Source organism: Nonomuraea monospora, assembly GCF_039531895.1.
Classification (GTDB): domain Bacteria; phylum Actinomycetota; class Actinomycetes; order Streptosporangiales; family Streptosporangiaceae; genus Nonomuraea; species Nonomuraea monospora.
The window spans coordinates 55,988-70,211 of sequence record NZ_BAAAQX010000015.1; the positions used below are offsets into that span (position 1 = coordinate 55,988).

At 71.8% G+C, this 14,224-nt stretch carries 13 protein-coding genes; 8 read left to right on the forward strand and 5 right to left on the reverse strand.

Annotated elements, in window-relative coordinates; genetic code table 11:
• The first annotated feature begins 96 nt into the window (after positions 1-96).
• Positions 97-1,035 (forward strand): acyl-CoA dehydrogenase family protein, encoded by a 939-nt coding sequence (locus tag ABD331_RS27620; protein WP_344480510.1) that lies wholly within the window; start codon positions 97-99, stop codon positions 1,033-1,035.
• 275 nt (positions 1,036-1,310) lie between these two features.
• On the opposite strand, the gene ABD331_RS27625 is transcribed toward ABD331_RS27620, so the two are convergent.
• Positions 1,311-1,793, reverse strand: coding sequence for a hypothetical protein (locus tag ABD331_RS27625; RefSeq protein ID WP_344480513.1), 483 nt, complete (start codon positions 1,791-1,793; stop codon positions 1,311-1,313).
• A gap of 94 nt (positions 1,794-1,887) precedes the next feature.
• Between ABD331_RS27625 and ABD331_RS27630 the strand changes: the two genes are divergently transcribed.
• From ABD331_RS27630 to ABD331_RS27655, 6 genes are read left to right on the forward strand one after another with little or no spacing between them, the layout of a single operon-like run.
• Positions 1,888-2,958, forward strand: coding sequence for an LLM class flavin-dependent oxidoreductase (locus ABD331_RS27630; protein ID WP_148437705.1), 1,071 nt, complete (start codon positions 1,888-1,890; stop codon positions 2,956-2,958).
• Entirely contained in the window at positions 2,958-4,019 is a 1,062-nt protein-coding gene (locus tag ABD331_RS27635; RefSeq protein ID WP_344480519.1) for a hypothetical protein, read from the forward strand. The genes ABD331_RS27630 and ABD331_RS27635 overlap by 1 nt, the downstream gene beginning before the upstream one ends.
• Positions 4,020-4,029: 10 nt before the next feature.
• A complete protein-coding gene (locus tag ABD331_RS27640; protein ID WP_344480522.1) occupies positions 4,030-5,538 on the forward strand; it encodes an AMP-binding protein in 1,509 nt (502 codons plus the stop codon).
• 39 nt (positions 5,539-5,577) lie between these two features.
• The gene (locus ABD331_RS27645; RefSeq protein WP_344480525.1) at positions 5,578-6,759 is read left to right on the forward strand and encodes a class I adenylate-forming enzyme family protein; all 1,182 of its coding nucleotides are present in this window, start codon (positions 5,578-5,580) and stop codon (positions 6,757-6,759) included.
• A gap of 9 nt (positions 6,760-6,768) precedes the next feature.
• On the forward strand, positions 6,769-8,070 hold the full coding sequence (locus ABD331_RS27650; RefSeq protein WP_344480528.1) for an FAD-dependent oxidoreductase: 1,302 nt from the start codon (positions 6,769-6,771) through the stop codon (positions 8,068-8,070).
• Positions 8,054-9,196, forward strand: coding sequence for a DUF6986 family protein (locus ABD331_RS27655; RefSeq protein WP_344480531.1), 1,143 nt, complete (start codon positions 8,054-8,056; stop codon positions 9,194-9,196). Before ABD331_RS27650 ends, ABD331_RS27655 begins: the two co-directional genes overlap by 17 nt.
• Positions 9,197-9,204: 8 nt before the next feature.
• On the opposite strand, the gene ABD331_RS27660 is transcribed toward ABD331_RS27655, so the two are convergent.
• Positions 9,205-9,885 (reverse strand): copper homeostasis protein CutC, encoded by a 681-nt coding sequence (locus tag ABD331_RS27660; RefSeq protein ID WP_344480534.1) that lies wholly within the window; start codon positions 9,883-9,885, stop codon positions 9,205-9,207.
• 38 nt (positions 9,886-9,923) lie between these two features.
• Positions 9,924-11,225: a hypothetical protein gene (locus tag ABD331_RS27665; protein ID WP_344480537.1), complete on the reverse strand. Its 1,302-nt coding sequence runs from the start codon at positions 11,223-11,225 to the stop codon at positions 9,924-9,926.
• Between the two features lie 98 nt (positions 11,226-11,323).
• Here ABD331_RS27665 and ABD331_RS27670 point away from each other — a divergent pair, with 98 nt between their 5' ends.
• Positions 11,324-12,028, forward strand: coding sequence for a TetR/AcrR family transcriptional regulator (locus tag ABD331_RS27670; protein WP_344480540.1), 705 nt, complete (start codon positions 11,324-11,326; stop codon positions 12,026-12,028).
• A 45-nt stretch (positions 12,029-12,073) separates the two neighbouring features.
• On the opposite strand, the gene ABD331_RS27675 is transcribed toward ABD331_RS27670, so the two are convergent.
• Positions 12,074-12,676: a GNAT family N-acetyltransferase gene (locus ABD331_RS27675; protein WP_344480542.1), complete on the reverse strand. Its 603-nt coding sequence runs from the start codon at positions 12,674-12,676 to the stop codon at positions 12,074-12,076.
• 203 nt (positions 12,677-12,879) lie between these two features.
• Positions 12,880-13,617 (reverse strand): GntR family transcriptional regulator, encoded by a 738-nt coding sequence (locus ABD331_RS27680; protein ID WP_148437720.1) that lies wholly within the window; start codon positions 13,615-13,617, stop codon positions 12,880-12,882.
• Between the last annotated feature and the right edge of the window lie 607 nt (positions 13,618-14,224).

Consider the following 14,224-nt stretch of genomic DNA (forward strand, 5'->3'; position numbering starts at 1 on the left):
GGGATGACCACATCCAGATTATGTGACCATACAAAAAAGGCAAATTTCGGTCATGTCCATTCAAAAACAAGCAACCGCTTGGTTATGATCTGTCGCGTGGCACTCGCCGATGAGCTTCGCGCCGCCGTCCGCGACTATCTGGCCGGCCGTCCCGGCGCGTCCTGGCAGGCGTTCGCCCGGGACGTGGGGATCGCCGGGCTGCTCGTGCCCGCCAAGCACGGCGGCGCGGGCTGCGGGCCTGCCGAGATGGCGGCCGTGGCGGAGGAGCTGGGGCGGGTGCTGTCACCGCACCCCTTCCTGCAGTCGGCCGTCATGGCGGTGGAGGCCGCCGCGGCCTGCGGGGCGGACGAGCTGCTGGAGGAGCTGGCGGGCGGGGCGAGCGCCACCGTGGTGCTGCCGGGCGACGGGGAGCTGCGGCTCGACGGGGACGTGCTCACGGGGGTGGCGCCGTACGCGCTGGAGGGGGAGCTGGTGCTCGCCTACGCCGGCGGGGCGCTGGTCCAGGCCGCACCCACGCGGCGGACGCGGCACGTCACCATGGACGAGAGCCGGCCGTTGCAGCGGCTCGACTTCGACGGCGTCCCGGTGCGGCGGCTGGGCGACGCGGCGTCGTGGAGCCGGGTGCGCGACCTCGGGATCGCGGCGCTGGCGGCCGAGCAGGCGGGCGGGGCGCGGCGGTGCCTGGAGATGGCGGTCGAGCACGCCAAGCGGCGGCACCAGTTCGGGCGGCCGATCGGGTCGTTCCAGGCGATCAAGCACAAGCTGGCCGATCTGCTGCTGGTGGTGGAGTCGGCGCGGTCGGCGGCGGGGGCGGCTTCCGAGGACGAGGTGGCGGCGGCCGTCGCGGGGTCGTACTGCACGGAGGCTTATTTGATGGCGGCCGGGGAGAACATCCAGGTGCACGGGGGGATCGGGATCACCTGGGAGCATCCCGCTCATCGGTACTTCAAGCGGGCGACCTCGGACGCGCAGCTCTTCGGGCCGCCGCAGGGCCACCGCGCCCGGCTGGCCGCGCACGCCCTCGGGACGGGCTGAGGACTCCTGGCCCACGCCCCCGCCGTACTCCGGCGAGGTCCTTCTGGACGACGAAGGCAGTGAAGGCCGAGCCCGGCCGATTCACCGGCACAGGCACGACGCGACGCGGGCACGACGGCGAGGCGGGCACGACGTGGCGTGAGGCGCGTGGCGTGAGGCGCGTGACGTGAGGCGCGTGACGTGAGGCGCGTGACGTGAGGCGCGTGACGTGAGGCGCGTGACGTGAGGCGCGTGACGTGAGGCGCGTGACGTGAGCCCGGGCCGGGGTGGGTGGGTCAGCCGCCGAGGAGCTCTTCCCAGGGGTGGCGGGTGTTGGTGCGGCGGGTGGTGTCGAGGGCCTCGGCCAGCCGCCAGAGGCCCGGCCGCGCGCGGACCCCCGCCCGCCCCATCGGATCGACGGCCCGCAGCTCGAACCGCACGCCCATCACGTCGAGCACCGCCGACCCGCCGTCGGAGGGCCCCGCGCGGGTGACGAGGGAGCCGTCGTAGTCGGGGTCGCGGACCTGGTCGGCCAGCAGGGCGGCCACCTCCGAGGCGAAGGGCCCGTCGCGCCACTCGATGTGCCAGCTGTGGTCGGCGCCGCGCCACCACGTCAGGTCGCGGCACGACTCGATGAACTCGGCCTCGGAGGCCAGCGCGGCCATCACGCGGCCGAACGCCTCGTACCGGCGGGCGCTGGTGAGCGAGAGGTCGTCGCCTTGGTCCGGAGACGTGCCGCTCTTCGGCCGCCGCAACGCGTGCTTTCGCTTCACAGGCATCCACTCTGATCGCCGCCGCGCCCTTCCCGCAAGTCTTTGCCGCTGATACGCTCTACCAAGCGAGCGCTTGGTTTCCTATTTCGCCGGAGGCGCGATGACGTCGTCCCTACGGATCAGCCTGGGGTATGAGCTGGAGGTACGCGGTCGCACCCGCGAGGTCGAGCAGCAGGCGTTCCAGAACGTGATCGACCAGGTCGTCCTGGGCGACCGGCTGGGCTGCGAGGCCGCCTGGTTCGTGGAGCACCACTTCACCAGGGGTTTCTCCCACTCCTCCGCGCCCGACCTGGTCCTGGCCGCCATCTCGCAGCGCACCGAGCGCATCCGCCTGGGGCTCGGCGTGGTGCTGCTGCCGTTCCAGTCACCGATCCGCACGGCCGAGCGCGTCGCCACCCTCGACGTCCTGAGCGGCGGCCGGGTCGAGTTCGGCACCGGGCGGGGCGCGTCCCCCCTGGAGTACCAGGCCTTCCAGCGGCCGTTCGAGAAGTCGCGGCAGATCTGGGAGGACTCCCTGGAGGCCACGCTGGCCATCTGGCAGGCCGACGGCGAGCCCGTCAGCCGGTCCAACGAGTTCTTCGAGATCCCCGACGTGGCCGTCTACCCGCGTCCGGCCCAGCGGCCCCACCCGCCCGTCTGGGTGGCCTCGACCTCGCTGGAGGGGTATCTGGCCGCCGCCAGGCACGGCTACAACCTGCTCGGCATGACCATGCTCAAGGGCATCGACGACGTCGCCGCCGACATCGCGCGATATCGGGAGTGCCTGGCCGAGCACGGTTACGACCCCGCCACCCGCCGCGTCGCGCTGATGATCCCCTGGCACGTCGCCCCCACCCGCGACGAGGCCACCGCCACGGCCGCCGACCCCGTCCTGTGGTACATCCGCCGCCAGGTCAACCTCGTCACCCCGCCCGACTACTACGACGCCCGCCACGCCACCCACCGCGTGCTCGGCCAGCTCGCCGCCGGCCTGCCGCCGGAGGAGGCGATGGCCACGCTGCGCGAGCACCTGATGGTGGTCGTGGACGACGTGGAGGGCTCGCGCAAGGCCCTGGCCAGGATCGCCGAGGCGGGCGCGACCGACCTGATCATCCAGGCGCAGGTGGGCGGCCTGGCGCACGAGCGGGTGTGCGAGTCGATCTCCCTGTTCATGAAGGACGTGATGCGTTGATGGCACGCTGGCTGACCCGGGACGACCTCGGGGCCGCCGCGGGCTCGGCCACCGGGCTGCTGCTGGTCTCCCCCGACGTGTCCAGCGTCTTCCCGCTGTCCCCCGCCGACCGTACGGCGGCGGCGGGTCTGACGGGGGCGGCGCTGCGCGAGGCGGGGGTCGGCGAGCGCGACCGCGTCGTGGTGGCCCTCGCCGAGCCGGCCGGCGCGCTGTGGACGTCGGCGGCGGCGGACGTGGCAGGGGCCGCCGCCTGCGTGGGCCCGCGCGGCCGGATGCGCCTGCACCACGCGCTGAGCGCGCTGAAGGCCACCACGCTGGTCGCGACCCCGACGGGCGCGATGGACTTCCTGGCCCGCCTGCATCTGGAGTTCCTGCTGGACCCGCTGGACCTCGGGCTCAGGAACATCGTGCTGACCGGCGAGATCGCCGCCAAGCGCACGCTCGGGCACCTGGCCGGCGAGTTCGGCGCGACGGTCACGGAGGTGCTGGCCAGCCCGTTCAGCGGCGGCGCGCTGGCGTGGCGCGGCTCCGAGGAGGAGCCGCTGCGCCCGCTGGCGGACGGCGTGCTGGGGCTGGCCGCGCTGGCCAAGGACGGCCCCCCGGACGGGGACGGGCTTGCCGAGCTGGTCGTCACCCCGACGGCGCACTCGACGCTCGGCGACGCCGTGCTGCGCATCGGGCTCGTCGCCAGGGTCACGGACGCCGAGGGCGTCCCCGCTCCGGCTCACACGGCAGGCGAGCACGTGCTGGTCAGGGGCGTGTGGCTGGCGCTGCCGCGCATCGACAAGGCGTTGTCGCGCATCGACGGCGTGGCGGGGTGGGAGCTGGCGATCAGCCGTCAGGGGACGCTCGACACGGCGGCGCTCACGGTGACGTTCGCCCGGCGGAGCCTGGTCGGCAACCCCATGTGGAAGGCGCGGATCGAGCAGGCCGTGCGGGCGCTGACCCCCGTGTCGATCGCCGTGGAGATCGCCCAGGAGGTCTCCGAGACGCCCGCGCCGGGCACCGTGAACGACCTGCGCGGCCACCACCTCGGAAGGGACCGAGCGCTCATCACCTAAGGGGCAGCCGATGGGATCGATGCCGGACTGGGGGACGCTCCCCCGCATGCTGCGCGACCAGGCCGGACGCCATCCGGGCCAGGTCGTGATCGCCGATCCCGCGGGCCCGCGGCTGACGCTCGCCGGGCTGCGCGAGGCGGCCTCGCGGGTCGCGCGCGGGCTCATCGCGCTCGGCGTGCGGCCGGGTGACAGGGTGGCGCTGTGGGGGGTGAACTCGTCCCACTGGGTGGTCCACGCGTTCGGGATCTGGGACGTGGGAGCGGTGATCGTGCCGCTGTCGCCCCGCTACAAGGGCATCGAGGCCGCCCAGCTCCTCACCAAGACCGGCGCCGAGGTGCTGGTCGCGGAGGACTCCCTGGCGGCGCTGCTGCCCGAGTTGCCCGGCCTGCGGCACGTCGTGCCCGAGGTGGGGGGCGGCGCGCCGGCGCCCGTCCAGGAGGCCGAGGAGCGGGCGCTGGCCGTACGGCCTGACGACCTGTGCGAGATCATGTCCACCTCCGGCACCACCGGGACGCCCAAGGGCGTGATGATCGACCACTCCCAGGTGCTGCGCGGCTACTGGGACTGGTCGGAGATCGTCGCCCTCGACGAGCACGACCGCTACCCGGTGATCGCGCCGTTCAGCCACGGGTTCGGGCTCAACGCCGGGCTCGTCGCCTGCGTGCTGCGCCGCGCCACGATGATCCCGGTCGCGGTCTTCACGCCTGACGCGCTGATGTCGCTGATCTCCGAGGAGCGGGTCACGGTGCTGGCCGGGCCGCCCACGCTGTTCCACCGCATGCTGGACGAGCTGGACCGCGGCTCCTGGGACGTCTCGTCGCTGCGGGTCGCCATCTGCGGGGCCGCCGCCGTGCCCGCCAGTCTGATCAGGCGGCTGGTCGAGCAGGCCGGGCTGCAACGCATGATCAACGCGTACGGGCTGATGGAGGGCACGGTCGTCTCCATGACCAGGGCGGGCGACCCCATCGAGGTGATCGCGAACACCACCGGCAGGCCCGTACCGGGCATCGAGGTGGCGGTCGTGGACGACGACGGCAAGCCGGTCGCGCCCGGCGAGCGCGGCGAGATCCTGCAGCGCGGCTACGGCGTGATGCGCGGCTACTGGGACGAGCCCGAGCGGACGGCCGAGGTGGTCGACGCGGACGGCTGGCTGCACACCGGCGACGTCGGCGTGCTGGACGAGGCGGGCAACCTGGCCATCGTGGACCGCAAGAAGGACCTCTACATCGTCAACGGGTTCAACGTCTCCCCCGCCGAGGTCGAGTCGCTGCTGCTGCGGGAGGGCTCGCTGGCGCAGGTCGCGGTGGTGGGCGTGCCCGACAGGGTCTCCGGCGAGTCCGGGCTGGCCTACGTGGTGCCCAGGCCCGGCATGACGGCCGACCCCGGGGCTCTGCTCGCGTGGGCGCGCGCCAACATGTCCGGCTACAAGGTGCCCCGGCGGATCGTCGTGCTGGACGCGCTGCCGACCAACGCCAACGGCAAGGTGGACAAGGTCACCCTGCGCCGTCACCAGGCGTAGCGGAGTAGCGTGGAGGCACGCCCTCGTCCGGGAGCCGCCATGTTGCGCCTGCTCGCCGGTGAGGCCGCACGTAGGTTCGGGGGGCGCGCGGCCGTCGTCACCGGCTCTGCCCTGCTGTCCTTCGCCGACCTCGACCGGCTCTCCGACCAGGTCGCCGCCGGGCTCGCCCATCGTGGCGCCCGCATCGGCGACGTCGTGGTGCTGGCGCTGCCCGACGGGCCCGAGTTCGTGATCTGCTACGTGGCGGCGGCGAAGATCGGCGCGGTCACCGCCGGGATCGGGGTGGAGCGCCTGGGGCTGCTGACCAGCCTGGACCCGGCCATCGTGATCACCGCGCCGAGCGTGCTGCCGCCGCTGACCGGGCTGGACGTGGTGACGCTGCCCATCGACAGGGGCCGGCGCTCGCCGCTGACCTACGACCCCGTCCGTCTCACCGGCCTGCGCAGGCCCGAGCCGCCACCGCCGCCGTTCCCGCCGGACCCCGCGCGACCGGTGGTCATCACGTTCACCGGAGGCAGGACGGGGCCGCCCAAGGGGGTCGTGTTCGGCAACCGCCAGCTCGAAGCGATCCGCGCCCACGGGGCCGGGCTCCGGTGGGGCACCGGGGACGCCAGGCTGGTGCCGCACTCGCTGGGGCAGCTCGGCTTCGTCACCCGGCTGCCGGTGGTCCTGCAGACCGGGCGCACCTGCCACGTCGTGCCCCAGTGGAGCCCCGACGCGGCCATGCGGGTGCTGCGCGACCACAAGATCGGGGTGCTGCAGGGCACCCCGTACCAGTTGTCGCGCATCCTCGACCTGCGCGAGGACCTGCCGGCGCTGAACCTCATCCTGGCCGGCGGCGCCCCCGCCACCCCGGCGCTGATCAGGGCGTTGCGCACCAGGTACGGCGTGCCCGTCTGCAACCGCTACACCTGCACGGAAGCCGGGCTCGGGCTCGGCACCGCGCCCGACGACCCGCCCGAGGACGCGGAGCTCAGCGTGGGCAGGCCGCGCGCCGGCGTGAACGTCTCCATCAGGGACGGGGAGGGCCGCGCGCTGCCCGACGAGGACCACGGAGAGGTGCTTCTCCGCTCGGAAGCCGTCATGAGCGGTTACGTTGGCAGGAGCACCGATCATGCGGTATTCGCCAAGGACGGGTTCATCCGCACCGGCGACCGGGGATACATCGATCACACTGGCCGGTTACGTCTGGTGGGACGTGTCGCACGTAGACCGGCATAGGGAGGCGGCGTGACGTTGCACGTGGCGGTCATCGGGTCGGGCCCCGCCGGGATCTACACGGCCGAGGCGCTGGTCAAACAGTCGGCGGAGCCGGTCGAGGTCGACGTCGTCGAACGGCTGCCGACCCCGTACGGGCTGGTCAGGTACGGCGTGGCGCCCGACCACACCTCGATCAAGTCGATCGCGAACTACCTGCGCAAGGTGCTGGAGCTGCCCCAGGTGCGCTTCCTCGGCGGCGTCCGCCTCGGCTCCGACGTGTCGGTCGAGGACCTGCTCGGCGTCTACGACGCGGTCGTCTACTGCACGGGCGCGATGGTCGACAGGAAGCTCGGCATCCCCGGCGAGGACCTGCCGGGCAGCGTCGCCGCGACCGACTTCGTGAACTGGTACTGCGGCCACCCCGACGTCGATCCCGGCCGGTTCACGCTCGACACCTCCGAGGTCGCGGTGATCGGCGTCGGCAACGTCGCCGTGGACGTCGTGCGCGTCCTGGCCAAGACGGCCGACGAGCTGCGCGCCACCGACGTGCCGCACGAGGTGCTGCAGCGGCTCGGCGAGAGCGAGGTCAAGGCCATCCACATGGTCGGCCGGCGCGGCCCCGAGCACGCCAAGTTCACCCTCAAGGAGCTGCGCGAGCTGGGCGAGCTGGCCAACGCCGACGTGTGCGTGCGCCCCGACGAGGCCGTCGTGCTGGGCGGCGACTTCCCGCGCCAGGTGCAGGGCAACATCAAGGTGCTGCAGGGCTGGGCCGGCCGCGAGCCGGTGGGCCGCCCGCGCCGCCTGGACGTGCGTTTCTGGATGCGGCCCGTCGAGATACTCGGCGCCGACCGGGTCGAGGGGCTCAAGCTCGAACGCACCCGCCTGTCGGAGGAGGGCCGCGTGGTCGGCACCGGCGAGTACGAGACGCTGCCGGTCGGCATGGTGCTGCGCTCGGTCGGCTACCAGAGCGTGCCGCTGCCCGGGGTGCCGTTCTCCGAGAAGAGCATGACCGTGCCGAACGAGGCCGGGCGGGTGCGCGACCGCGAGTACGTGGCGGGCTGGCTCAAACGCGGGCCCACCGGAGTGATCGGCACCAACAAGTCCGACGCGGCGGAGACCGTACGCACGCTGCTGGCCGACCTCGACGGCGGCGAGCGCGTCGGCTCCGGCGGCATCGACGCGCTGCTCGCAGAGCGCGGCGTCCGGCCGATCACCTACGAGGAGTGGCAGGCCATCGAGGCGGCAGAGGCGCGGCTCGCCCAGTCGCTCAACCGGGGCGAACGCGTCAAGCTCGTCGGACTGGAGGCCATGCTCCGTGCCTGCCGTCCCTGAGGGCTTCGCCGAGGCGTACCGGCTGCAGCAGTCCCGCTACCCCGAGGCCCGGCCCGGCTGGCAGCCCGTGCACACGGTGTACGTGCCGGCCGACCGCTTCTCCGCCGGCACCGTCACCGAGTGGGGCGACCAGGCGCTGTCGCTGCTCAAGGCGCACCTGGCCGGGCCCGACGAGGTGGCCGAGGTCTTCGGCGTGCCGTCCGGGCTCGCCGCCGTGGTGCACGAGATGTTGCTGCGCAAGCTGTCCACAGAGCCGGTCGAGGACCTGCGCGTCGACTTCGAGGACGGCTACGGCGTGCGGCCCGGCCCCGTCGAGGACGGCCACGTCACGCAGGCCGTCGAGGCGATCGCCGCGATGCACGCGGCGGGGACGCTGCCGAGGCGGTGGGGGCCCCGGGTGAAGTCGTTCGCCGACGGCGACCCCGAGCGGTCGGCGCGCACGCTCCACGGGTTCGTCACCGGGGTGGCCGGGCAGGTCGGTGAGCTGCCCGGCGGGTTCACGGTGACCTTCCCCAAGGTGCTGATGGAGGCCTACCTCGGGCAGTTCGTGAGCGTGCTGGAGGAGCTGGAGGGCGGGCTCGGGACACGGCTGCGGTTCGAGATGCAGGTGGAGGCGCCGCAGACGCTGCCGTTCCTGCGCGGCGACCTGAACGAGTCGCTGGGCGGGCGGCTGGCGGCGGCGCACTTCGGCGTCTTCGACTACACGGCCGCGCTGGGGCTGCCGCCGCACGAGCAGCGGCTCGACCATCCCGCCTGCGACCACGCGCGGCACGTCATGCAGACGGCCTTCGCGGGGACGGGGGTGGAGCTGTCGGACGGCTCCCTGGCCGCCTCGCCCGCCTCCGACCGCGCGGTGGACGTGCACGGGCTGTGGCGGCGGCACGCCGAGCTGGTCAGGCACTCGTTGCGGCACGGCTTCTACCAGGGGTGGGACATGCATCCGTCGCATCTGGTGAGCCGGTTCGCCACCGTGTACGCCTTCCACCTGGCGCGGTACGAGTCGTACCGGGAGCGGGTGCTGGCGTGGGAGGAGCGGCGGTCTGCCGGTGGCGGCGTGATGGACGAGCCCGCCACGATCCGCACCCTGGCGGCGGCCCTGCGCCGCGCGGACGCCGCCCTGCCCTGACCTGCCTGTCAGTCGCGCTCTACCAGGGCCCGCCACTGGCGTACGAGACGCCACTCGACCGGGTCCGACCAGCTCGCCCGCACGGCCGAGCCGACGTGGAAGGCGCGGATGCCGTAGTCGAGCAGCGCGGGCACGTGGGCGGGCCGCAGCCCGCCGCCGGCCAGCACGATCGACCCGTCACCCGCGTCGGCACGCGTTTTCAGCACCGGCAGGCCGTCGCCCACGCCGGTGGGCGAGCCTGAGGTGAGCACGGTGGCCAGGTTCGGCAGCAGCCGCACGGCCCGCCAGGCGGCCTGCACGTCGGCGGCGTGATCGACGGCGCGGTGGAACGTCCACGGCAGCGGCGAGACGGCGTGGATGAGCGCCTCGGTGGCGGTCAGGTCCACGGCGCCCGCGCCGTCGAGGAAGCCGAACACGAACCCGGCCGCGCCCGCCTGCTTCAGCGCCTTGGCGTCGCGGCTGAGCCGCTCGACGACGTCGGGGTCGGCGGTGAAGCTCGCGTCGCAGCGCAGCATCACCATCTGCGGGAGCGGGCACTCGGCGGCGATCGCGGCGACCGTCTCCGGGGCGGGGGTCAGCCCGTCGGCCGCCATGTCGGCCACGACCTCGAGCCGGTCGGCGCCGCCCTGTTCGGCGGCCACGGCGTCGCGCACGTTGAGCGCGATCACCTCGAGCAGGGATCCGGTCATGCAGGAGAGGTTATATGGCGGTCTGACCCCTTGTGTCATTACGTCCGAGCCCCTGCTCCTTGGTCACGATCCGCGAGGCCGCTGCCACCGACCGGCTGCTGGTAGTTGTCCATGAGGGTGAAGCCGTCCCTCGACTCGGCCGGGACGGGGCCGATCTCCACCGGGTCCCCTGGTGTGGTCAGGTCGAGGCGGTAGAGCGTGGCGGGGCCGTCGTCGTCGCCGGCCGCGACGATCAGGGAGCCGCGGTCCCTGGTCAGGGCCGTGGAGTAGATCTGCGTCTCGGTCGCCGGGGCGATCTCGGTCTTCGGTGCGACCTTGGTGTCCTGCGCGTACTCGAGGTCGCCGCGGGCCAGCCGCCCGTCGATCGCCACGGTGTAGTAGCTGTTGCCCGCTCCCGAGCAGAGCAGCTCGGTGGCGTCGATCCAGGCCTCGGGGGCGCAGTCGCGCAGGCCGCCGGCGCCGCGCACGGCGATCTGCATGGAGAACGCGCTGAAGTCGGGGGCGTCGCTGTACGACTCGACCGTGTCGGCCAGGACGTCGAGCTCGAAGCCCGCGGCCGTGCTCAGCCCGGCGGACACCCGCCGGGGGTCGGCCGCGAACCTGCCCGAGGGGTGCACGGTGGCGGGGCACAGGACGGCGACCGACCGCACGACGCGGTACTTGTTCTCCTCGCTCCCGTGGCTGAAGCAGGCCAGGCTGAGCCGGCGCTGGGTGAGCAGGCCGTTCGCGTCCGCCGAGAAGTACCGCTGGGAGTCGCGCAGGAACCACAGCGAGCCGTCCGCCGCGAATCCGGGATTCTTGTCGGAGAAGGTCTCCTTGACGTACCCCTTCTTGTTCGAGCTCTCGGTGATGTCGGTGAACGCTCCCGTGCCGAGGTCGAGCCAGCCGACGTGCGACGGGTCGCTGGTCTCGGGGAAGTTCAGTTGCACGGCGAGCCTGCGGCCGTCCGGCGAGAGCGGGCTGACGCCGGGGTCGCCGTCGTCCCCGCACGGGTTGCGGACCACCGCCTCGCCCTGGCCGAGCTCGGCCACGATCGCGGCCAGGAGGGGGTCGAGCGTGTCACCGGCGAAGTACGCGGTGCGGCTGCGGAAGTCGTCGCTGTAGGCCGCCACCTGCCAGTGGTCGTCGCCCTTGCGCGAGCAGACGACGTACCCGGTGGCGGTGAGCGCGGCGGGCAGGCTCTTGGCGGTCTCCGCCAGAGCCGCTTTGCGCACGTCCACCGTGGGGCTGTCACTCGGGGCCGGTGGGGCCGCGGGGGTGGACGGCGCCGTACAGCCGGTGATCGCCAGAAGGACCATGACCGCCGCCGCCCGCCGGCCGCCGCGTCCGCACATACCCATGCACGCCTCCACAATGATGGATCTTAAAAGAGTGAATACTATTAACCATGTATTGCTCCATCACCGCAAGGTGGCCGCGGGCCTGCCAAGATGGGCGGGTGGCAGCGTTGACGCGGAGGGAACGACTGAGGGCCGAGCTCGAACGCGACGCCAAGGCCGTCGCCCGGCGGATCGCCGCCGAGGAGGGCGTGGAGGGCCTCACGCTCGCGGCCGTGGCACGCGAGATCGGGGTGACGCCTCCGGCCCTCTACCGCTACTTCGACGGCCGGCCCGGCCTGCTGCGCGCCCTCTACGACGACGTCAACGCGGAGTTCATGGACGTCGTCCGCTCGGCTGTGCGGCGGCAGGGCCCCGACGACGTCCGCGCCCAGCTCTACGCCGCCACCAGGGCCGTGCTCGACTGGTCGATGGCCAACAAGGTCGAGTTCGACCTGCTCATGGGCGCCCACTTCCCGAAGATCTCCGCCTCGCACGACGACATCCCGGTGGTCATCGCGCGCGAGCTCGGCGGCATGTTCGGGGCGCTGTTCGACCGGCTCTGGCGCGAGGGGCGGCTGACGTATCCGGCGGACGAGGACCTCGACCCCGCCCTGGCGGCGCAGTTGGAGACCTACCGCTCCCACGTGGGGCTGCGGTTCCCGCTCGGCGTGGTGTTCCTCATGTTCGCCTGCTGGCGGCAGATCTACGGGCTGCTCTGCATGGCCGTCTACGCCCACCAGGCGTTCGCCTTCGACGACCCGCTGCCGTTGTTCGAGAACATGATGGACGACCTGCTCGGCCGCCTGCTGGGGCTCGAAGCGTGACGGGTGAGGCCCGGCCGTGACGGGCCGGGCCTCACTCGTGCGGGGTCACGCGCTGATCAGCTCTGCCACCGTGAGATCGCGGAAGACCGTGGTCGACACGTCCTCCGACTGACGCTGGAAGAGCGCTCCCGATGATCGGTGAGGCAGGTCCACCGTGCGGACGTGGCGGAAGCCGCGCTCACGGTAGTAGCCCTGCAGCCGTGGGTTGCCCTTGGCGCAGTCGAGCCGGAGCCAGGGCAGGCCCGCCGAGAAGGCGGCGGCGCAGGCCCAGTCGAGCAGGGCGTCTCCGAGGCCGGAGCCCGACCACGGCCGGGCGACGGCCAGTTTGTGGATGTAGAGCGCCGCCCCCGGATCGTCGGCAGGGGTCCAGAACTCCGGGTCCGCGTGATCGTCGAGGGCGATGGTGGCCACCGGCGGAGCCGACTCGTCGGGGTCCAGATATCTGAGCTCGTCGTCCAGGAGGAACAGCACGCGTTCCTCGATGAGCGGCTCGATCCGCTCGGCGCCGAACCCTCCGCGAGGCCATTGCCGCACTCCCTGCGTGTGCAGCCACTCGGCGGTGTCGGCGAGCAGCGTCAGTACGCCGGAAAGGTCCGCGGGTTCCGCTCTGCGCAGTGAGAGCGGGTGAAGGAGAGTGTTCGTGTGCATAGCCGTACCCTTCATTGCCTTGGGTGTCCGCTCCTGCGCACAGCGTGATGACACCACGGTGCACAAGGGCGAAATGGGGCCTTTATCCGATATATATGGATAAATGGCGATTTAGGGGAGTATGCACGACTCCCCCAGGCCAGCGAGGCGGCTATTTCTCGCTGCGCCCGGCCGGCGGGATCACCCCTTCACCCACGAGCTCGTCAGCGGCGATCGAGCTCGTATCTGATCAGATGTTTGTCGGCTGGCAAAACCGACACGGCGACACGGACTGGCATGTCTGCCCCGTCGTACCCCACTCTGACGTACACCATTACTGGTGTACCGAGTTCAAGTTGGAGGCGTTCGGCTTCCTCCTGGTTGGGCATGCGGGCCCAGATGTCGTCCACAACGCGGACTTGCGCATGTCCCAGCTCTTCCAGCACCCGGTTCGCCCCTCGCGCGATGTCTCCGGGCCTGGCGATCTCGGAGTCGGCAACCAGATCGCGGGGGTAGTAGGAATCGTTGGTGTTGTACGGCTGTCCGTCCACGAAACGCAGACGGCGTCTCACCACCGCCAATTCGCCGTCGGCCAACTCCAGCCTGCTGGCGATCTCCTCGACGGGAGACACCGTCAGCACCTCGATGTACTGGCTGGGGGCTCGGCCTTCCTGCGCGACGGCGTAGGCGAACGCCTCGCGCAACTCCCCGCTGGGTTGCGGCTCCAGCTCCCGCTGCGGATAGATCAGCAGCGGCCTTCTGTCGCGGACCACGGTGCCGCGCCGCGGCGTACGCGTGACCAGACCCTCGTTGACGAGTTCGCCGAGGGCCAGCCGCACCGTGTTCCTGCTCACCCCATGGTCTTCCATGAGCTGCGCCTCGGTCGGTAGCTGTGCCCCGGGGCCGAGGACACCCGAGTAGATGGCTCGTCGCAACTCCGAAGCCACCTGCTGATACAGCACCGACCTTGCCACTTTCACCCCTTTTGTTCCAACAATTTAGACGATCTGGTTCTAGCAGGCCACAACCCCTTGACCGAACCGCCTCCACCGGCCCATCATCCATTCGTTGGTACAAATCCATCTAAAGGCCGGTGAGGGGGTGAAGGCCAGTGTTGCCGGTCCGCACGGGTACGCCATACCTGCCCTGGCATGACCCCCGCGAAGCAACACGTTTACTGCGTTACGCGTTGACTCGCCAGGGGTTCACCCACACCTACCAGAGCTTTGGCGACGGCATGCCCGCGCCATCGGCGTTGACTGAGCTGACCGTGCGCTGCGACGACGGATCCTTAGTCGGGAACAAGGAGGGTGGCGCCCCCGTCGCGCTTCGCATCGATGACCCGGTTGGAGCAGCTCAACGCATCGCCGCACGTTGCCGGCAGCAGGGACCTTCGCGCTCCCCCATCGACTCCGTGTGCGAGTCAACGGTCTAGGACTCCATCCCTCGCCGGAGTCCTGGCGCCGTCGTACGCGGGGCAGGAAACGCGTCCTGGCGGGTCCCCCACGCCCGCCAGGACGCGTTTTCCTCCGAGGACCAGCCGAGCGACCGCCGCCTCCATCGTCCCGA